This is a genomic window from Shewanella ulleungensis (genome assembly GCF_014648315.1).
Lineage (GTDB): Bacteria > Pseudomonadota > Gammaproteobacteria > Enterobacterales > Shewanellaceae > Shewanella > Shewanella ulleungensis.
In genome coordinates, this window is the sequence record NZ_BMQW01000001.1 from 63,249 (window position 1) to 85,724 (window position 22,476).

Genomic DNA, 22,476 nt, shown 5'->3' on the forward strand with positions numbered 1-22,476 from the left:
TTTGATCACTTGCAGGTTACACATTTGTTATGAATAATCTTATCGAGTCCAAGGTAACAGCTTTTGGGCAAAATTGTTGGCTAAACCCAATCGAATCGCTGCCTTATGGCGAGTTAAGTATAGTGCTTGATAACACAAAGGCACTAAATACAAACTGGTGACAGTGGAGAAAGTAAGGCCACCTATAATGGCAATAGCCATCGGTGAGTAGGGTGGTCCACCGCCGCCGATTTGGGTGTCGCCCATTGCTAATGGAACTAAGCCAAGTACGGTTGTTGCTACCGTCATTAACACTGGGCGTAACCGGGTGATACACACATTAATAATGGTGTCGCTCAGTTTATCTAATTCGGGTGTCATCTGATTAATTTGATCGACTAATACAATACCGTTATTGACCACAATACCCATTAAAATCAAGATGCCAATCATTGCCATGACCGACATAGGCGTGCCTGTTAGCCATAAAGCCCAAAATACCCCAGTGATGGAAAACATAATCGAAGTAATAATGGCGGTAGGTAACAGTAAGGATTCAAACAATGCCGCCATCACGATATAAATCATCGCGATAGCTAAAATCATGTTAACAGCCATGATAGATTGGTCTTCATCTTGACGCTCGAAGCCACCTCGCAGCGAGTAACCATAGCCGTAAGGAAAGTTAACAGAATCCATTACTTGGGTTATTTTTTCTTGTGCTTCTTCTGTTGTGAAGTCATCTAGGTTTGCACCAATTGAAAGGGCCGTTTGGCGATTAAAGTGTCTAATGGTATCAAAACGTGGAACAACCGTGGCTGTAGCTAAACTGTCCAGAGTGTACACGCGATCGCCTTGACGAATAATTGGCAATTGTTTAAGTTTTTCAAGCGAGTTTTGCCAACTTTTGTCATAAGCCAACTCGATACGAAGCTCACCGCTAGGGTCGTGTCTAAATGAGCGTAAAGGTGAACCTCTAAGGGCAATTGCAATGTTAGAGGCTACATCGCTTAAGGTGAGGTCAAGTCTTGCTGCCATTTCACGATCTATCACCACAACCACTTCTTGTTGCGCACCGTTCACTTCTGAGCGTACATCAACTAAGCCTTCAATATTACTTAATAACGGTAAGACTTGTTCGCTGAGGCGAATCAGTTCTGTGGTAGATCGGCCCGTTAATGTTACCCTAATTCCACTATTCTCATTACCCCACCCAAACTGGGGGGTCGCGATTGAAAATTTAGGAAATCCTTCGCGGATCATCTTTTTCAATTCGCCAATTTCAATGGGAATATCTTTTTTTAGCAAAATGGTCGATTGTGCATCTTGCGGCGCATAATAGCTGTATACCGCGTCGATGTAGAAGGTGTCTTTGTTACTGTATAGGTAATCCTCCATACGGTTAATCATCGCTTCGGTAACAGCTAAATTATGCCGACCTTCTAATTGATAGTTAATGTATAAACGGTCATTGCCTTCGCCATCACCTTGGTCCTGTTGCACTAAGCTTAGTGGCAGAGCTGTCGATATTAATAGCGCTAAGGCTATTAAACCAGAACGCTTGGGGCGAGTTAAAATCCACGTTAAGCTGCGTTGATAAAACAGCCCTAAATGGTTATGGTCATTGGCAGGTTCTACCTCAAAGTGAAAACGATTAAGCATGAGTGGAATAAGGGTTTTTGCCACTAATAAAGAGGCCGCTAACGAGATACAAATAGCCACGGCAACGTGTTCTAAAAATATGGTTAGCTGCACTTTTACACCAAAAATATTGGGCAAAAATACGATCGCAGTGGTAAGTGTGCCAGCCAGTACTGCCAGTGATACTTTTTCTACACCTGTTAATACTGCCCGTTGATTGGCTTTAATTTGGCAAGTGTCGTCGATATTAGCGGCTTGTTTTTCTTGTAGCACACTTTCTGTGACCACCACGGCATTATCAATTAGCATACCGACAGCTAATAGCAGCCCCATCATGGATAAGATATTCAGGCTGTAGCCTAAAAAGTACATTCCGGCTAGGGTCATGCATAATGAAATCGGCACAGATGACACCACGACTAAGGTCATTTTGAGATTGCGTAAAAACAAATACAACACCCCAAATGATAATACTGCGCCCATTAAGCCAGACAGTAATAAATCCTTAAGTGATGATTTAACGCCATAAGCTTGGTCTTCCATGATAAATAGCTTAATGCCATTAAATTGTTGATCTTGCTTAACTTGGTCGATGACTTTAAGCACACGGTCTGACACCTCAACTAAGTTTGCACCAGACTCTTTAAATACATCAATCCCCACAGCGTATTTTTGATCTAAATGTCGACCTTCTACTTTTTCTGGTAGGGCGTAACTCACCGTTGCTATGTCTTGTAAATGAACACCAGGTATAATCACCAACGCGTTGATGTCGTCGAGGCTGGTAAATTCTCCTTTGGGGGTGACTTGGTATACTTGTGCGTTAGTACGAATGTTCCCAGCACTAATGACAAAGTTTTCGGATAATAAGCGCGTGCGTAAATCTAGGCTGTTAATCCCTGATGATGCTAATTTGTCGGCATTTAATCTAATTTCGATTTGTTTTTGCTCTACACCATACAAGGTTACCTTAGATACCCCATCGACGCGTTCTAGTGGTTTACGTAACTGTTTGTCGAGTAAGTCAAATGCGTTTGATAGTTCACGCTCGCTTGAGATGCGGATCGTCAGCACTGGCATGTCGGCAGTAGAAAATTGTTGGATCAACACACGCTCAACATCTTTGGGCAGTAAATGTCTAACTGAGTCGATTTTTTCGCGAGCTTCCAAGCTTTTGGTGGCAACGTCTTCGCCCCATTTCATATTAAGCTGAATAAAAGCGCCGTCTTGGGTTGAATCAGAACGTACCTCTTCAATGCCGCTCATGGTAGCAAGCGACTCCTCTAACACTTTAGTTATGTCACGCTCTACTTCTGCAGGGCTCGAACCTTTGTAAGGCACATTGACAACAATTTGCGGAATATCGATGCCTGGAAACATCTCAAGTGGTAGCATTCTGCTCGCAGCCATACCAAAGAGCATGATGGCCAAGAAAAACATGCTGGTGGTGACAGGGCGCTTTATCGCTAATTGAGTGATATTCATGCTTGAGTCTCCGCGGTATTTAGCTCTACGTCATTAGTATCGTATTGCTTGCGGTCAAAAAGGGCATAAAGCGCAGGAATAACTAATAATGTCAGTAAAGTCGACATGCTTAAGCCAAATATAACGGTAATGGCCATGGGGGCACGCACTTCACTGCCATCACCCATGCCAATCGCCATGGGCAATAATCCTAGCGTAGTCGTTAAGGTTGTCATCATAATAGGGCGTAAACGCGACTTTGCAGCATCATTTATGGCGCTGAGTTTATCTTGCCCCTCACGGCGAAGCTGGTTAATACGGTCTACCAATACAATGGCATTGTTTACCACAATACCCGCTAGCATGATAAGGCCGATAAACACCACAACACTCAGGTGTGTACCCGTGATGAATAACCCCACAATACTGCCAGCGACTGCCATCGGCACGGCAATCAAAATCAACAGCGGATGCAATAGTGATTCAAACTGACTGGCCATAACTAAATAAACGAGAAAGATTGCCAAGACTAAGGCAATTTTAAGCGAGTTGAATGAGTGTTCCATTTCTTCATTTTGCCCACCAAAGCGCGCTTGAATAGAACTGGGAAGTTGTTGTTTCGCTAATATCTGTTGAGCTTCTACTACAGCCTCACTTAAATCCCCATAAGCTAAGTTTGATGACACAATCGCAACCCGCTGTTGGCTAATGCGGTTAATGGCTGAGGGGCCAATTTGCAGATGCACGGCGGCAATTGCGCTGAGTGGGATAGGTTGCTTACTATTAGGGTTAATAATTAACGATTCAATGTCGCTTATTTGATCGCGTTCAGCTAATTCGCTGCGCACTAAAATGTCAACTTTACGATCTTTAACTGTAAATTGGCTGGCAATAGTGCCACCAACACGTTGCGCGATACGATTGGCAACTGTCGGCGCATCCATACCTAGCGCGGCTAAACGCTCATGATCAAATCGAATGCTTATCTCAGGTTGGCCATCTCGTAATGTGGTGTTGATGTCGCTAAAGCGATCATTTTCCGCTAAAGCTTTTACTAGCTGATCAGCGCTTTGTTTAAGTAAGCTTAAATCATAGCCCGAAAGCTCAATTTCTAAAGGGGTTTTAAAGCTAAAGAGTTCAGGGTGTTCTATTTGAGCTTCTAGCTCAGGAATATTACGGACTGTTTTTCGTAACACTTGACTGACCGCATTAAAGGCTAAATGATCTGCTAATACCACTTGCAAACGCCCCCAGTTTTCGCCACCTCGAGCTGTGTCTGATGTCATTAAACCGCCGCTACCTGCTTGGCTGTAGGCATGTTTTACATCGTCACGATCCTTAATTGATAAAGCCAGTTGCTGCAAAACAGCATCTGTTTCGCTGACTTCGGTTCCAGGCGGTAATAATATTTCCACATAGAATTCGCCTTGGTTCATCGGCGGGATAAGCTCCATACCGAGCTTAGGCAATAAGCTACTTGAGGCTAAGGTCATAATCAAAGCAACGACAACCGTAAGGACTTGATGACGCAGAGCATGGCGTAAAATACGATAATAAAATGATTCAACCAATCGATAAACCGCATTAAATCCTGCGCAAATGGGGGTTAATATCAACCCAAGTACACTACTAACAAACCGACTGCTAACGATAACTGCGGTGAGCAATCCTGCGGGTAAGTAACTAAATAATAATGTAAACGGAAATTTAAGTACTGCAAGTAGGTAGTAAACGATTTTTGCTTTTAGGCTTGCGGGCTTGGGCTTTTTTGGCGCAGCCACAGGCTCTGGTAAACTGGTGAATCCTTGGCGAGAGGCCAGCATTGGGATAGCTGTTAACGCAACAAATAATGAAGCGAGTAGTGCAAAGGTCACGGTTAATGCTTGGTCTGCAAACAATGCTCCGGCAATACCGTCAACAAAGACCAACGGTAAAAACACCGCTAGCGTCGTTAACGTTGAGGCAAAAATTGCCCCTGCGACTTCTTTACAGCCTGTTACAGCAGCATCAATCTTGCTCATCCCGAGGGATTTGTAACGGTCAATATTCTCCAGTACTACAATGGCGTTATCAACTAATAATCCGATTGCCAACGCAATACCACCAAGTGACATAATATTTAAGCTGATGTCGGCAAAATACATCATATTAAAGGTGGCGATAACTGAGAAGGGGATTGAGATAGAAATGATTAACGTGGCAATGATATCGCGTAAAAACAGATAAATAACCAACATCGCTAACAAGCTACCAAACAATGCTGCAGAAGTGACCTCATTAACGGCACTTTCAATAAACTCAGATTGATCGTAAATGACGTTTAATTGATTTTTATTGCCTGCTAAATTGATTTTACTCAGTTCATCTTGTAGTTTTTTAGCAACCGCAACTGTATTGGCATCGCCTTCTTTATAAATGGCGAGTTCTATCGATTCCATGTCACCAATACGGGTGATGTCGCTGCGTTCTTTGTAGGCGTCAGATATGACGGCTATGTCAGACAGTCTCACCAAAGTTTGCTCGTTTCGATAAACAATGACTTGACCAAGTTCTTCTAATGAGTTGAATTGATTTAATGTTCTGACTAGATACTCTTTGTCGCCTTGTATCACTTTACCTGCAGACAAATTGATATTTTCTTCATTAATGCGACGTTTAATTTGATCTGCATTGAGGTTTAATTGACTGAGTTTTTGTTGATTAAGCTCAATATGTACTTCTTGTTCGAGTCCCCCAGATAAGCGAACCGCTGCCACACCTGACAACGCTTCAAGGCGACGCTTAAGTTCTTCATCTGCAAAAGTACGCATTTGCTTAAGTTGTTCTGCATCAGCGTCGGGCACTGAAAACGCTAAACGCATAATGGGATCGAGATTAGGGTTAAAGCGTAATAACAGGGGTTTATTAATGTCTAATGGCAGCTCAATGGTATCAATCTTTTCGCGTACCTCTAAGCTTGCCATGTCCATATTGGTGCCCCATTCAAACTCGAGCACGACATCAGACATACCAGAGCGAGAAATCGAGCTGATTTTACGTAAACCTTTTACCACTCCGACCGCTTCTTCTATGGGTTTTGACACCAGTTGTTCAATCTCAACGGGTGCCGCGCCATCGTATGCGGTGCGAATGGTCACGCTGGGGTAACTTAAATCAGGCAGTAGTTTTACCGCAAGGCGTGAAAACCCCACCATACCAAACAGCATTACGGCGAGCATAAACATCCATACCGTGACCGGGCGCTTAACAGAAGTATTTATCATAGACATGATCTTGCTCCGTTATCGAATGGCTGCAAAGCTAAGCGGGGTAATGACTTCTACCAATGATTGGTCTTTGAGGTTTTGTTGGCCGCGGATCACAATTTGCTCGCCTGCGCTAACGCCAGACAATATCTCTACTGTATTGTTTTCTCGATAGCCGAGAATGACTTCACGTCGCTCGGCTTTGGTGTCTTTAATCACATATAAAGCTTGAGTATTGTCTTGGTTTATTAAGGCATTGTAAGGCACGGTTAATACATCTTGATGGGTGTCGTATTTAAGTTCTACTCGTGTAAACATCCCCGCTTTTAAGGTCGCATCTTGATTGGGTACCGCTAAGGTCACTTTAAACGTACCGCTTTGAGCATCAACAATAGGACTAATTCGCAGTACTTTAGCGTCAATGGCCGCAGTGTGATTGGATTGTTGTTGAATAATACTGGCATGTTGACCAATGCGTAAGCTGGCTAATTGTTGTTCTGGTAGATGTAAAATACCGTGCAATTGGTCTTGATTGACTACATAAAATAGCTCTTGAAACTCTTTAGCCATATTACCAAGTTTGATATGACGTGCAGCTACAACACCGTCGATAGGCGAGGTTATTTGGCTTTCTTTGACTTGAAGCTCAGCAAGATCGCGTTGTGCTTTTGCCGCTTGCAAGTTGAACTCCAGTTTTGCCATGGCATCTTGGCTAATAAACTCTTTATTGCTCATTTTATTTAAACGATTTAATTCTTGTTCAATGATCTGAACTTCAGCTTCGGAGCGATTAAAGTCATATCGTTGGCGCTTAGCATCAATCACAGCAAGCACTTGCCCCTTAGTGACTCTATCGCCTTCTTCAACATTGATTTGCTCAACGATACCTGCAATCCTGCTCATAACATGAGACTCTTCTGGCGCTTCAAGTGTCGCAGTTGTGCTATAAAATGACGATACATTACCCGTCTCAACCAATGCCGTTTCTACCGGTATAGCAAATTTTTCTTCTTCTTTTGTTTGTTCTGCTTCACCTGAGCATGCACTCAATGCTGCAATGCAAAGTAATGGGATTGCCAATTTTTTCATGCTGTTGAACCTATCCATGGGGTACCTGCCAGTGTTATATTTTTAATTGAGTGACGTTTTAGCAAGATGCTATGCCTTTATCTCTAAACGTCACGTTATCATTTGTAACGAATGTTAATGAGTGTCGATAACTCAATAGAAAGCACATAGTGTGCCAATAGTGTTAATTGATATATAACAATGAGTTAGTGTTTTATTGTGAATGGGTTGGTAAAATTGACAATGTTACAGTAGTGAAAAAGATTAACTTTTAACGAGATCCGTTAATCGACTGATTAATGGGCTTTCTGATTTAAACACGGACATAAGTACAACAAAAGGAAACGTGAATGAGAATAACATGGTTAGTCATGATCGCATCTGTCAGCCTATTATCGGCTTGCAGTATGTTAGTGAGTCAACAAACGGGTAAACAGTCAGTATCAAGCAGCTTAATAGACTTTTTGTATCCTGAAAAAGAAGACCGTACAGTGCTCAATGAAGACATCCCCGTACTCACATTACCTGTCAAAGTGGGTATCGCTTTTGTGCCGTCTTCAGGTGGGCAATATCAAGCTATTCATAATAAAGATCAGTATGAACTACTGGAAAAAGTAAAAGCATCGTTTGTAAAGTACGATTATATTGACCGTATTGAGATTATTCCCAGCACGTATCTTGCTGGTGGTGAAGGATTTACAACTTTAGAGCAAGTGGGTCGCTTATACGATGTCGATGTGATGGCATTAGTGTCTTATGATCAAGTCACTCAGTCAGTAGAAAATAACGCAGCGCTTTTGTACTGGACCATAGTTGGTATGTACGTTATTCCTGGAAATGAGAATACAGTACAAACTTTTGTTGATACTGCGGTGTTTGATATTAAAAGCCGCAAAATGCTCTTTAGAGCTCCGGGTATCAGCAAACTCGAAAAACGCACAACTGCCGTTGGCATAGACGAAACTTTATCTGATAAATCGATGGAAGGATTTAATATTGCTGTCAGCGATATGACTAAAAACTTAGATGATGAATTAGCACGCTTTAAAGTCAGAGTAAAAGAAGAGAAAATTGCCAAGGTAGAACATTCAAGCAGCTATAAAGGAAGTGGAGGGGCACTGCATATTGAATTTAGTTTAATATTACTATTTTTGTGCTTTGTGAGAATTCGTAAATATAAAGGACAATGATTTATAGATAGAAATGTTTATTTCGTGTGTTCTTTTACTAGTGTAATTATCATAGTGGATGTGTATATTGAGACTCAATGTAAGAATGTTGAGTCTCAATATACAAAGTATCAATTCTTGCTTGTTAAACCATCAATTATGACGATTTGTCAGAAACAGAAAAGTTTACTCGACGAATTTTAGAACGTTCTGAACTTGATAACTTAACACCTTTGTCTTCAATCACTTTAGTGCTTGAAACCAGTTGCGCGCTTGAAATACCTATAGAGGTTAAATAGTCAACCAAGCCGTCAGCTCGACGTTGTGCTAATGCTTTATTGTACTTAACAGTACCTTTGTCGTCTGTAAAGCCTTGAACATTCAGTTCTTTATCAGAATGATTAGCAAGATAATCTGCAATACAGTTCATATGAGTATCAAGTTTACTGTATGATTTGTCGCTATTTAATTCAAAATATACTGGTCTGAATCCAATCACCATTTCATCATCTGTTTGTAAGGTATATTCAATACATTCAGGAGAAATTGAAAATGTTTTTACAGGTTCTGATACAACAACAGGTGCTGATTGACAACCCGTTAATGCTAATAAAACTATAGCGGATAATGAAAGGTTTACATGTTTCATATTAACGTTAGTCCTTTAAATAATCGGTCCATTAAAAAAGAATTCGTAAATTACCGATAATGTTTAATTTGGTCAATAGAAAAACGATATTTAAGCGAAATTTCAGAGTGAATTTAATTAATAAACATCCTTTTTGATGTTTTTTTTATTTAATACATACTAATGGGTGTTTTATTTTATGGTTATTTCCTTAAATACCGTTTTGTATATTTTTAAGTATTGTTTTTTATATTTTCTTGCTGCAACATATTGGGGTTATTTTGATTTACTAGGAAGATAGTTTACATACTTTAGGATAATATGAAGGGATTAACCTGTACTTATGGATAAGAGTAAAGCATCAAATATCACTGCTGAAGATAAAACAGTAGTCGCTGGATTTGAAAATTCTGAAAGCAATTCCAACAAAGTTAATTTGGTCGGAAAATGTTTCAAAAATCGATATTTAATTGAATCTAAAATTGGTCATGGCGGTATGAGTGATATATACCGAGCAAAAGACCTTTATTTGGAGTCTTTAAATGTAGCTGATCCATTTGTTGCAATAAAAGTCTTGTTATCGCAATTATCCAACATCCCTGAAGCTCAACAAGTGCTTATTAAAGAGTCTGTTCAAACTCAGCAGTTATCTCACCCTAACATTATTCGTGTCTACGATGTCGATACTGATGATGGATATCATTTCATGGTTATGGAGTGGTTGGATGGTGAGTCGCTTGATCAAGTCATTAAACGTTCAAAACCGCTGGGAATTAATTTCAAAGGGTCAATGAAAATCATTGACCAGATCGCTTCAGCATTATCATATGCTCATCAACAAGGTATTATTCATACCGATTTGAAACCTTCAAATATCTTTTTGACTCGTCAAGGAAATATCAAAGTATTCGATTTTGGTGTGGCTAAAAATCTACAGCAAAGAGAAGATCAATATGCCTTTGCTGAACCAGATCAAGACTCGCCTTTAACAGGCTATACCCCTGCTTATGCAAGTTACGAGCAGCTTACAGGGCAAGATGCTTGTATTGCCGATGATATTTTTGCTTTTTCATGCATCAGCTACGAGCTTTTAACCAGTAAGCATCCATATCAACGAATTGCTGCAAATGATGTTGATATAAACAAGAATAAACTGGTTAAACCGAAGCATATTAGCATGCGATTATGGCCTAGTTTGAAAAAGGGCTTAGCACTTAAAAAAGCACAACGAGCATCATCCATTGATCAAATTATTAATAAATTTCACAGCAGAGCCTGGCCTGTCCCGGTCGCGATAGCTGCTGGTGCTGTGTTGGTGATTGGCGGTGTACAAGCACAGCAATATTATCAGTCTCAGTTAGATGATTTACAAACTAAGGTTGCTAAAACCAATAAAGTACAAAGCGAAGTGCAAGCGTATCAGTTTATTCCTGTGTCCAAATTACTAGACCAAGTAGATGATATTCCGGACGATAATGTACTCATCAAAAATGGCTTGTTAAAAACACATCAATCTGAAGTTCTAGACATTGTAGAGCAACAAATTGCATCGCTACCCAAAAGCGATAATGGCTTATATCAAGATTATGTCAAAATTGCCCAAGTCATTAAAGACGTAGAAGCATACTACCCTGATTCTGTTCGTTTATTACAAATGAAAAATCAAGCGGATCGAAGCAAACAATCGGTTATAGATGCTTTGTCTGAACGATTGAGTTTATTGTTGTCTCAAGCTCGTTATAACGAGCAGGGGAGTAATAATATTGAGTTGATAGTAGAAGGATTAACCTTTGTTGAACCTAATTATCAATATATGGCAAGCAGTGAAGAATATGCTTTGTATTCCGGCTCATTTAATAATGCGTTAAAGAAGCATGATATTAATCAAATCGCTGCATTAATTACAACGGGTGAGATTGTCTTTGTTAATTATCCAGAGGCCAAAGCACTGATTAGTTATGGAGCAGAGTTAAAGGTCGCTGTTAAGGCATTAAATGACTACCACGAGGCAACAGCTAAAGGCGTAAACGCTGTTTATCCATACGATGCAGCTGAAGTTTATTATCGAGATACGTTTGATCAATTAACCCTTCGATTAGAAGCAATTGATGACCCTAAAGATTTACAACAGTTTGATAGGGAAGTCAGAGATCTTGCAACTAATTTACCTGCTGACTTCAAACCACTCCTGACTCTTGATAAACGTTTAGCTGCGTCATTTTTACGACAAGCAAATATATATTTAGAAAAACAATATCTGAAAACAGCTCGAGAATTATTTGCTAGAGGCAACGAAATGTATGAACGCCTTAACGGTGTTCAGCGTTTATAACTGACTCTTAGATAATGGTTGAGTTGTTTGTTTAGTTGATAAAGGACGATGTAATAAAATGGAATTATCGCTAGAGATTGTGAGTTATCACAGATTATCCCCTGAGCAAATCATAACAAAAGACGTTATTGATACATTAACCTTAGGTCGATCTGATACATGTGATTGGTATTTACCTGATCCTGAGAAAGTGGTATCTGGTACTCATGCTAGGATCACTAAGCGTAGCGATGGTTTTTATATTGAAGATTTATCAACCAATGGTCTTTACGTCAACCGCGCTGTTGATGCGTTAGGTGCTAACCGAGAACACAAGGTTGAGCACGATGATTTATTTACATTTGGTGATTACGAAATTAGTGCCAAGTTGCCCGTGCAACAAGTTAATACCCATTATCAAGCTCCTCAACATGAGCAAGAATTACCCGTTACACCAAAGATTAATCATCAAGCGGCTTCTTCAACGGTGTCATCGATGCTTCATTCTGGTGTTGACTCTGACTTAGCGGGTTTTGATTCTGCTATGTTGTTAAAGCAATCTAGGCAGCAATCGGCAGGTTTGTCTGATATGAATGCTGATTTACAAGACCATTTTCAACCACCAGCTTCAATTCCAGAAGAATGGGATAAAGCTATTTTTGGTCAGCCAGAGCCAATAGAGACTGCATTACCAGTTACACAGCAATCAAAGCCATCTGCTGTTCAACAGCCCGCTGTGAGTACTGAATCTCCAACAATATCTAATGCCTCACCTGTTGCGAATGTACACGTTAATAATCAAGTCACACCTTCATCTTCGTTAACTAAAGCTTTCTTTCAAGGAATGGGAGTTAATGAGCAAGATTACGCAGGCGTGTTGAGCGAAGAGTTGATGTTTGAACTTGGTCAAAATATGCAACTGATGCTGACAGGGTTAATGGACTCATTACGTCAACGTTCTAAGTTAAAAACAGAATTTAGAATTAATCAAACCACATTCCAACAGCGAGAAAATAATCCATTAAAGTTTTCTGCCACCATTGATGATGTATTTCAAAATCTCTTTTTAAGAAAAAGCGCTAGCTTTTTATCTTCGCAACAAGCGATTACGGAAGCATTTAATGACGGTAGAAAACACGACACAGCATTAACCGCCGGAACCTTAGGTGCTATTCGTGGATTACTAAATCAATTAGATCCAGATGCTATTGAAACAAAAAGCCAAGGGCAATCGATTACCAGCTTGCTCGTTCCAGGCCAAAAACAGGTCCGGCAATGGAAAGTGTATCGAAGCCTACATTCAGACTTAAAATCTGAATTCATGCAAGACAGTGCAGCAGCATTATCAGACGATTTTGTTAAAGCATATGATAATAAAATCAAAACATTATAATTAATTTACTAAGGGCTAATAAATGAAATTGAAGTTAGGTCTATATCAAATTGTATTGATGAGTATGTTAGTACTCGTTACAGGTTGTAAAACCATTAACGCAGTAGTACCTCCGTCAACAGACATTACTTTCAACGCAAGTGCAGATGTCAATCCTGACATTAATAACCGTCCTTCACCGGTAGTGGTTAAGATTTTCGAATTATCGTCTAGAACAATATTTGATACTCAAGATTTTTTTACGCTCGATGAGTCTGCTGAAAGCGTACTTGGACCCGATCTTATTCGTAAAGATGAGCTAGAGCTACAACCATCAGAAATACGAGAGTACTCAATGTCTCTTGGCAATAATACGCGCTTTGTTGGTGTCATTGTGGCATACCGCGATATTGATTCGTCGCGTTGGCGCTCGGTTGTATCGGTTGATCCAACTGGTTATGACGACGTCATCATTAACATTGAGAAAATAGCCGTTTATAACTCTGAAAAATAATTGTTGTGAATAAATAGGGAAATTATGAGCGATTTTAGCCCAATAGCATGGACAGAGGGCATGTTTCTTCGTCCACAACATATGCAACAGCAAGAGCGTTTTTTGCAACACCAGCAAGCACGCATAGCAAACAATAATAATCCATTAGCATGGGGTGTTGTGAGTTATGAAGTGAACTATAGTCTGTTGCCATTAGGTCAATTTGGTTTAGACCGAATTGACTGCGTATTTCCAGATAACACCTTAGCGTGCTTACCTGAGCAAAGCCCATTACCCAAGGCAATTACAATACCGACAGGTACTTTTGACCAGCTTGTTTATATTGTGCTGCCGGTCGCTAAAAGTAATGGCTTAAATATTTCGTCTTCTGAACAAAACCAGATTACTCGATATGTTTACGAAGATCACAATATTGTCGACACGAGTGTTGGCTCTGATGCTATGGAAGTATTACAAGTTGCGAAACTAGATTGCCGGTTAAAATTACAAAGTGAAGATCGTTCCGGTTATGTCTCAATCGCAATCGCAAGAGTTATTGATGTGACAGAAGAAGGTGTGATCCGTTTAGACAAAAAATTTATTCCGGCATGCACAGGTATAGAACACATCAAAGCGTTGATGAACGTCACCACAGAAGTGACAGGTATGATTAACCAACGCGCAGAAGCAATCGCGGGTCGATTAAGCCAATCTCAAGGCACTTCAAGTTCTATTGCTGATTTCTTAATGCTGCAATTATTAAATAAATATCAGCCAATTTTTGAACATTATAGTTTAGTTAATCATATTCACCCTGAAGTGTTATACCGCACATTAATTGGTTTCTCAGGCGAATTGTCTACCTTCAGTAGTCCGAGTAAACGCCCACAAAATTTCCCTCAATATCAACATGATAATTTAACCTACGTGTTTAGTAACACCATGGTTATTGTGAATCACGGTTTAAGCAGTGTCTTAGAGCAAAGTGCGACCGAACTGATATTAGAGAAAACAAAATTTGGGGTGTATTTCTCAACTATTGCAGATAAAAGTATGTTGGACAATGCTGAGTTCATCTTGGCTGTTAAAGCTAACGTACCAAATGATGAGTTACGTCAACGTTTACCATCACAAATTAAGATTGGTTCTGTTGAGTCTATTCGTGAACTTGTTAATAACCAATTACCTGGTATTGGTATATCTAACTTACCAGTAGCACCAAGACAAGTGCCATATCATGCTGGCTATCACTACTTCCAATTAGATAAAAATAATAGTCATTGGGTAAAGCTTAAATCAAGTGGTGGAGTTGCTATGCATATATCAGGTGCCTATCCAGATCTTCAACTTGAACTTTGGGCCGTGAGTATTTAACCGCCAAATATTAAGGATAATGTTGTGAACGATAAAACCATCGTTAAACCCCGTCCAGGGAAAGGGGCGGGTATGGCTGGCAATAAAACCAAAGTCGATGATAGCCAGAAAACGTTAATTCAAGATCAGCGAGCAGATAGTAGAACTAATCGTTCTCAATTAAGTTTATCGCAAAATCCGATAGTCGATTTTGCCGGAACATTATTGTCGATTTGTACTCAACTACGAAACAGCACACAACACGATGATGTGAATACATTACGAGTTCACTGTGTTGAATTAATTAAAAATTATGAGCAACAACTCAGAAATGCAGATCTCGCATCTGATGACATTAAATCTGCTCGGTATTGTTTATGTTGTTTTATTGATGAAGTGGTATTAAACACTCCTTGGGGAGAACAAAGCTACTGGGCTTCAGATAGTCTCCTTTCAACTTTTCATAACGAAACGCTCGGCGGGGAGTATTTTTATACCTTACTCGATGCGTCACTTCGTCATCCGGCGGAAAAGTGTAATTTACTTGAGTTGATGTATTTATGCCTAACGCTCGGCTTTGTTGGAAAAATGAGAGTTGAGCCTCAAGGTAACCAAAAATTAGAAGCATTACGTGAGAGAACGTACCTAGCGATCCAATCTTGTAAAGGCGACTTTCATCGCGAGCTGTCTCCTGGATGGCGACAAAATATAGTGCCTAATTTAACCTTTGAACAACCATTTCCATTATGGGTTATCGGTGCGCTGTTTAGTGTACTTATTTTATTTATCTATATGGGTTTTAACTACAGTATTAATAATTACTCTTCTGAAGCCTATAAAGAGTTAACTTCAATAGTACCTTGGGAAAAAACCGTAGAAGCACAGCAGCAATTAAGCCGCGATGAAGCATTGCTACTGGAAAAGTTATTACAAACTGAAATAGGTAAAGGCTTGCTAGAAGTTGAGCAGCTAAATGACCGAGTGAGGATCCGAATTGGAGCAACTGAATTATTTGCTTCAGGCAACACTCAACCTCGTTCAGATTTTGAAGCTATTTTAGCCAAAATAGCCCGTACTTTAGAAAGCACAGACGGCAAAATTTTAATTACCGGTCATACCGATGACGAACCTATCTTTACTTCTAAATACCCCTCTAACTGGCATTTATCATTGGCTAGGGCAACATCCGTGGCCAATGTTCTTGCAAATAACGCATCTCTCAGTGGTCGTCTATGGCCAGAAGGTCGTGGAGAGTCAGAACCGCGAGTGGCTAATGATAGCGAGAAACATCGCGCCTTAAATCGTCGAATTGAAATCGACTTATTGTTTTAATGTGACATAAAGGAATCGCATCAATGTCTGTAAAATCAATTGGCAAAGGATTTGTCGAAACACTTAAATCGAAATGGGCGATTACCATTATTGGGTTTACGTGCTTAGCATTACTCATCTGGTTTGGTGGTCCTTTATTGGCCATAGCAGGATATGAACCACTGGCATCTGCAGCAACTAGGATTATTTTATTACTGGTTATTATTATTATTTTTGGCGCCATTCATTTTTCTAAACAACTCAGTCAAAAAAAGCAAAGCGAGAAAATGGTTGATAGCTTAATTAATGGCGAGGAGGGCAACAGTGTCTCTGGCGATGATTTAGCTAAAAGTGAAATAACTGTTTTACAGAATAAGATGACTCAAGCGTTAGATATTCTTAAAAGCACTAAGCTGACCAAAAATAAAAGTATTTATGATTTGCCATGGTATATCATGATTGGTCCACCAGGCAGTGGCAAAACTACCGCAATTCAACATTCAGGACTTGAATACCCATTAAAAGAAAAAATGGGTGTTGATATGATCGAAGGTGTTGGCGGTACAAGACATTGTGATTGGTGGTTTACCAATAAAGCAGTATTAATTGATACGGCGGGTCGCTACACAACTCAAGATAGTCACGTTAAGCAAGATTCGCGTGCATGGCAGGGGTTCTTAGGTTTACTCAAGAAATATCGTCCAGTTCGTCCTATCAATGGCGTGATTATCAGCATGGGGATGTCTGATTTATTAAATCAGACTAAAACTGAGCGAAACCTTCATGCACGTGCTATTAAGCAACGCCTTCAAGAGCTGCAAAATCAATTAGGGATGACTTTTCCCGTTTATGTTTTATTTTCTAAATCAGATTTAGTGGCTGGATTTAACGAATTTTTTGACGATTTAACAAAAGAAGATTGCGAACAAATTTGGGGTATTACTTTCCCTTTAAATACTGACAATGAAGAAACCGACATTGTTAGTTCATTTAACAAAGAGTTTCATGATTTATTATTAAATTTAAATGCACGTTTAAATAGCCGTTTAAAGAATGAATTAGATTTAGAGCGACGTGCGGCTATTTATGAGTTTCCTAAGCAATTAAGATTATTACAAAGCTCAGCAGATGATTTTCTAAAAGAAATATTTGCACCAAATGCCTATGAAGAGGCGCCTTTACTGCGTGGTGTTTACCTAACAAGTGCCACGCAAGAGGGGACACCTATAGATCACCTTTCTAATCATTTATCAAGTGGCATAAAGAGTAAAACAAAAACATTTGCGGCTAATAAACAACGTAGCTACTTTATAAAGCGACTGTTAGAAGACGTTATTTTCCCTGAGAAAAATTTAGCTTCAACCAATCGTAAGCACGCAAATCATAACAAGTTGCTGCGTAAAATTTCATTAGGGGCAGCTGCTTGTATCACTTTAATGACCAGTTATGTTTGGTGGCAAAGTTACGATTGGAATCGACAGCTTATTGATGAGACTTTTCAAGGGGTTGCAGACTATAAAACCATAACGAATGGTGGTTTAAACGCAAAGTCTGACGTTGTAACACTAACCCAAGGTTTGTCATTGATCCGTGACTTACCCGTTGGATTTGGCACTGATAAGGCTGATGATGCACATACTTTTGGCTTATACCAAGGTGAAAAGCTTAAACAGCCAGCGACAGCGGCTTATCACAGAGCCTTAGAAACACATTTAATGCCGTTTTTACAAGCAACATTAAGTGAAGAGATGGATGCCAATGGCGAGCACCTAAATTACCTATATGAAACGTTGAAAACATACTTAATGCTCTTTTCTCCTGAGCATTTTGATAAAAGTGATGTGCAAGTTTGGTTTTCTGCATACATAGATAGAAACTTGATAGGTGATGTAAATAACGATACCAGAATAGCCTTAAACCAACACATTGATACGCTCTTGTCTTTAGGAAACCGTGGCGATAAATATGATAGTGCGACGGTTGACACTGCACGAGCTAACTTGACTATGTTGCCTTTAGTTGAACGAGCTTATCAACGCTTAAAAAATGACTTTTCTAACGGTAGTATCCCTGACTTTAAACTCGTTGATATCCTAAGTTTAGATAGCTTAGATGGACTCATGTTTATCAGTGGCAAACAGTTTAATCAAGGCATTCCAGGCCTTTATACGTTTAATGGTTTTCACGGTATTTTTAGCCTAGAAAAAAATAAGATCATTAAAAATTTAACTGCTGATAGTTGGGTTTATGGAGACGACTTAGCAGTATTAGATGATCAAGCTAAAGAAAGGATTACCCAAGAATTAGAGAAGAGATATATTCGTGATTATATCTTTTATTGGGAAGACTTTTTAAGTGATATTGCAGTTAAACCCTATTCGACTCGTGAAGAAGCCGAACGTGTTACTGCAGCTCTTGCTAGCCCTGATCAACCAATAAAGACCATCATTGCAGCAGTACAAAAAAATGTAAATTTAACTAAGTTACCCGTGGATTCAAATAATCTAAAAGCTGCAGCTGAAGTGGCTGACAACCTTAGTGATGTAGCATTTCGTTCTAAAAAGGCACAGTTAAATAGATTGTTACCTGATACAGACATTACATTAGACACTGAATTACCGGGTAAAGATGTTGAATATGCCTTTACTGAACTATTAAAAATTAACCTAGCAGATGTTGATGAGATTCAAACAACGCTGCGTGCACTTAATCGCAATTACAATAAATTAGCAATGCAAGCAGATGGTCAAGCAAATGTGGTTAACCAAGCAACAGAAGAAAGTTTTGCCCAATTAGGAAGCACTCTGTCTGAACAACTTATTGACCTTCCACAACCAATTAAAAACTGGTTGAGCGAAGTGGCTTACAAAACTCGTTCATTTGCTAAATCAAACCAAAGCCAACGTTTTAACGGTATATGGCGTTCTCAAGTTTTGGCTGAATTTAATCGTGCTATAGCTGGCAGGTACCCTTTCGATCGTAAGTCTAATGAGCAAGTGAGACTGAAAGATTTTAGTAAGTTCTTTGGCTACGGCGGAACATTAGATAAGTTTTGGGATCAGTACCTCGCGACACATGTCGATACCAGTAAAAAACCTTGGCGCTTCAAGCGTAACATCGGCATACGCAATGACATTCTTGAAATGTATCAAAGAGCCGAAATTATCAAGGAAGCATTTTTCGAGCCTGGATCCAAACAACCTATTGTTAACTTTTCATTAGAACCAGAGTTGTTAGATAGTACTGTCAGTATGATTTTATTTGAGATCGATGGACAACAACTTAAATATCGACATGGACCGACTCGAAAAGAGCTTTTTACCTGGCCAGGACCTGGAGCAAATAATGAAACAAGAATCGCATTTTCTCCACCTAATGGCGGGCGTTCAATCAATAAAAAGTACGAAGGCGAGTGGTCATTTTTCAAATTGCTTGATGAGCTCAGTAAAAAACGTCCAGAAACTAAGAAGGACGGTAAGTTATTTATCGACCTTAAAGGGTATAACGCTGTACTTAAGTTGACGGCAAACAGTGTAAACAATCCATTTTGGATGGCGAACATGGAGAAGTTTAGATGTCCTGCGAACCTTTAACTTCAGTCGGCTATTGTGGAAAAGTCCCTTCTAAAGGCGATTTTATTCAAGAGAACCTGAATGTTGATTTTTTAAAAAACTGGAATGATTGGTTACAAGCGGTTATTGCAGTGAGTAAAGAACAAACTGAGCATGACTGGTTAGACTATTACTTGACCAGTCCTATTTGGCATTTTTCGCTATCTGCAGGTGTATGTTGTGATCAAGCCGTCGTTGGGACGGTGATCCCAAGTGTTGACCATGTTGGTCGTCATTACCCCTTTACGCTGGCAGGATTTCACCATCAATCAGCAGTACGTGGATGGCATAAAAGCGAATGGATCAATGTTTTTGAACAGCAGATATTACAAGTTCTTGAAGACGAAATAGATCTAGATAAATGGTTGAAATCGATTTTATCAGAATCATTATCAATCCGAGCAAATAAGGAACGTTTAACAGAGCATGAATCATTAGATAAGAATAAAAAAGCATGGGTTATTAAAGGTGATGACTCACTAGATGTATTGTTGCTGCTTGATCAGCAATATAGAAAACGCTTCGACAGTTATAGTCTTTGGTGGACAGAAGGTTCTGATGACGTTGAGCCCTGTTTGATTGTTACTGAAGGTTTGCCACAAATCAGCCAGTTTATCTCCATGTTGAATGGTCAATGGGAAGCTCGCGGATGGAATATTGCAGAACTTGTAAAGGAGTCAACGCCATGCACTTAAGCCATGCATTAACACACAGGGGAACTGTCAGAGAAATCAATGAAGATGCTTTTTTAGAATTACCGCATCTTGGTATCTGGGTCGTTGCTGATGGAATGGGAGGCCATGCTGCAGGAGATGTTGCGAGCCAACTTGTTATCGATGGTATCCAGCAGGCAGTTGAACACCTAAAGCCTGAAAACATTACTTTGGATATGTTAAAGCAGTCGTTATTGAAAAGTAATCATGCTTTACAGCAAATGAGCGAACAAGAGTTAGAAGGTAAGGTCGCTGGTAGCACCGTTGTTGTGCTTTGGATTTATCAAGATAGTTATCATTTATTATGGGTTGGTGATAGCCGAATTTATTTGCTACGCGATCAACAAATGAATCAAGTGACAAAAGACCACAGTCAAGTCAATGATATGGTTGATGAAGGTTTATTACTGCCAGAAGAAGCAGAATCACATCCTCTTGCTAATGTGATTACTCGTGCTGTAGGTGTCGATAACACTTTAGATATTGATCATCGTACTGACAAAGTTAAAGTCGGTGATGTCTTTTTACTTTGTAGTGATGGCCTTAACAAAGAGTTAAACGACATTGAAATAGAGCGAACGATCAAATCAGGAAATATCATAGATTCAGGATTAGCATTATTACATGCTTCCTTAGTCAGAAACGCTCGTGACAATGTAACCTGCATTTTAGTCAAGAATACTCAAGTTAATAAATCCTTGGTTGACGATAATGATAAAACCATACCGGTTTTCACATATTAATTGTATGGTTATTCATAAAATTAATAATGTAATATGTATTAACATTTGTTTTGTTACTTTAGTACTGGTTAAGTAACATTATTTATAATGTAATTACATTGGGTGTAATTTATGTTTTTTATTATTACTTGTGATTATTGTTGGTCAATATTTTATGTTTAATATTGGTTCAATACTATGTTGCGTATTGTTTTTGATGTTTTATGCTTTTATTATTGTCTATTAATCATTTTGTTCAGGGACTGAATTAGATTGAGTAAGCTTAAAGATTTATCTATTGACGAATTAATTCTTCCTATTTCTGATGATTCAGATTCTGGTATTGATCCTCGTGAAGATATTAGCCCGACTTCGACGTATTATCTTCTCAAAGATGTACGAAATATTGCACGTTCTAAAGAACGTAAAGCGTTGACAGATGAAGAGGATGTTTTGTCTGTTGCAGCAGAGTGGCGCCCAATATTTGAGCAAGTTCCTCATATTTTACAAGAACAGTCAAAAGATATTGAGTACGTTGCATGGTTTATCGAATCGGCTTGTCGTCTTCACGGTTTTAAAGGATTGTCTTTTGGTTTCAATCTCGCTTCTGAATTAATAGAGCGCTTTTGGGACTCCCTGTATCCAACACCAGAACCTTATGATTTAGCTGAACGGATAGCACCACTAATTGGCCTCAATGGGATTGAAAGTGAAGGTTCATTGATACATCCCATAAGAACGATACCGATTACCGATGGCAGTATTGTTTATTCAACTTGGCAATATGAGCAGGCTCTTGATACCAGTCGTTTAGATAAAGACAAACAAGAGAAACGTTTTGAGTCGGGTTCAGTATCGTTAGAGGATGTAGAACACAGCATTAAAGAAACACCAGATAGCTTTTTTATCGAATTACATCAAGATATTAACAACGCCATTAAAGCATTTAGTCGACTATCTGCTGCAATGGACGATGCAATGAAAGGTGAGCCACAACCCACGAGTTATATCCGTAAAGCACTAGAAGCTTGTGCATTACAAATAAACTCGATTACAGCTCCCATTATAGCCAAAAACAAAACTGATAAAGAACAAGAACAACATACGCCGGAAGTTCAAAGCAGCGAGATTGAAAGCCAAACTGTATCGACTGGGATTGATGGGCAGCTAAACACGAGAGCTCAAGCCATCCACAACCTTGAATCAATCGCTGACTTTTTCCGTCGTACAGAACCACATTCGCCTATGTCTTATGCGATAGAACAAGTCATACGGTGGAGCGACCTCAGTTTACCTGAGTTGTTGCAAGAGTTAATCCAAGATGGTGAAGCGAGGAATGGCTTCTTCAAGTTATCTGGAATAAAAACTGAAGATTAATCTGTAGTTGATTACTCAA

14 protein-coding genes are annotated in these 22,476 nt (G+C 39.4%); 10 read left to right on the forward strand and 4 right to left on the reverse strand.

Annotated elements, in window-relative coordinates; translation table 11 throughout:
- Nucleotides 1-39 precede the first annotated feature (39 nt).
- Genes IEY40_RS00310 through IEY40_RS00320 form a run of 3 tightly spaced genes read right to left on the reverse strand, consistent with a single transcriptional unit; the run spans nt 40 to nt 7,436 of the window.
- Entirely contained in the window at nt 40-3,105 is a 3,066-nt protein-coding gene (locus tag IEY40_RS00310) for an efflux RND transporter permease subunit (RefSeq protein WP_188952266.1), read from the reverse strand.
- On the reverse strand, nt 3,102-6,353 hold the full coding sequence (locus IEY40_RS00315; RefSeq protein ID WP_188952268.1) for an efflux RND transporter permease subunit: 3,252 nt from the start codon (nt 6,351-6,353) through the stop codon (nt 3,102-3,104). The genes IEY40_RS00310 and IEY40_RS00315 overlap by 4 nt, the downstream gene beginning before the upstream one ends.
- A 12-nt stretch (nt 6,354-6,365) precedes the next feature.
- On the reverse strand, nt 6,366-7,436 hold the full coding sequence (locus tag IEY40_RS00320; RefSeq protein ID WP_188952270.1) for an efflux RND transporter periplasmic adaptor subunit: 1,071 nt from the start codon (nt 7,434-7,436) through the stop codon (nt 6,366-6,368).
- A 311-nt stretch (nt 7,437-7,747) separates the two neighbouring features.
- Here IEY40_RS00320 and rhlP point away from each other — a divergent pair, with 311 nt between their 5' ends.
- Nucleotides 7,748-8,587 (forward strand): rhombotarget lipoprotein, encoded by an 840-nt coding sequence (gene rhlP / locus IEY40_RS00325; RefSeq protein ID WP_188952272.1) that lies wholly within the window; start codon nt 7,748-7,750, stop codon nt 8,585-8,587.
- Nucleotides 8,588-8,723: 136 nt separating this feature from the next.
- On the opposite strand, the gene IEY40_RS00330 is transcribed toward rhlP, so the two are convergent.
- Complete coding sequence (locus tag IEY40_RS00330; RefSeq protein ID WP_188952274.1) at nt 8,724-9,215, reverse strand: OmpA family protein; 492 nt, start codon at nt 9,213-9,215, stop codon at nt 8,724-8,726.
- Between the two features lie 322 nt (nt 9,216-9,537).
- Between IEY40_RS00330 and IEY40_RS00335 the strand changes: the two genes are divergently transcribed.
- From IEY40_RS00335 to tssA, 9 genes are all read left to right on the forward strand, one after another.
- Nucleotides 9,538-11,526 carry a serine/threonine-protein kinase gene (locus IEY40_RS00335; RefSeq protein ID WP_188952276.1) on the forward strand — a complete coding sequence of 663 codons (1,989 nt, stop codon included), beginning with the start codon at nt 9,538-9,540 and terminating at the stop codon, nt 11,524-11,526.
- 58 nt (nt 11,527-11,584) lie between these two features.
- Entirely contained in the window at nt 11,585-12,898 is a 1,314-nt protein-coding gene (gene tagH / locus IEY40_RS00340) for a type VI secretion system-associated FHA domain protein TagH (protein ID WP_188952278.1), read from the forward strand.
- A gap of 22 nt (nt 12,899-12,920) precedes the next feature.
- On the forward strand, nt 12,921-13,391 hold the full coding sequence (gene tssJ / locus IEY40_RS00345) for a type VI secretion system lipoprotein TssJ (RefSeq protein WP_188952280.1): 471 nt from the start codon (nt 12,921-12,923) through the stop codon (nt 13,389-13,391).
- Between the two features lie 24 nt (nt 13,392-13,415).
- Nucleotides 13,416-14,744, forward strand: coding sequence for a type VI secretion system baseplate subunit TssK (gene tssK / locus IEY40_RS00350; protein ID WP_188952282.1), 1,329 nt, complete (start codon nt 13,416-13,418; stop codon nt 14,742-14,744).
- A 24-nt stretch (nt 14,745-14,768) separates the two neighbouring features.
- Nucleotides 14,769-16,055 (forward strand): type VI secretion system protein TssL, long form, encoded by a 1,287-nt coding sequence (gene tssL / locus IEY40_RS00355; protein WP_188952285.1) that lies wholly within the window; start codon nt 14,769-14,771, stop codon nt 16,053-16,055.
- 23 nt (nt 16,056-16,078) lie between these two features.
- Nucleotides 16,079-19,627 (forward strand): type VI secretion system membrane subunit TssM, encoded by a 3,549-nt coding sequence (gene tssM, locus IEY40_RS00360; protein ID WP_188952287.1) that lies wholly within the window; start codon nt 16,079-16,081, stop codon nt 19,625-19,627.
- Nucleotides 19,609-20,340, forward strand: coding sequence for a type VI secretion system-associated protein TagF (tagF, locus tag IEY40_RS00365; protein ID WP_188952289.1), 732 nt, complete (start codon nt 19,609-19,611; stop codon nt 20,338-20,340). Before tssM ends, tagF begins: the two co-directional genes overlap by 19 nt.
- Complete coding sequence (locus IEY40_RS00370) at nt 20,331-21,101, forward strand: PP2C family protein-serine/threonine phosphatase (protein WP_188952291.1); 771 nt, start codon at nt 20,331-20,333, stop codon at nt 21,099-21,101. Before tagF ends, IEY40_RS00370 begins: the two co-directional genes overlap by 10 nt.
- Nucleotides 21,102-21,353: 252 nt before the next feature.
- The gene (tssA, locus tag IEY40_RS00375) at nt 21,354-22,457 is read left to right on the forward strand and encodes a type VI secretion system protein TssA (protein ID WP_188952293.1); all 1,104 of its coding nucleotides are present in this window, start codon (nt 21,354-21,356) and stop codon (nt 22,455-22,457) included.
- Nucleotides 22,458-22,476: the final 19 nt, after the last annotated feature.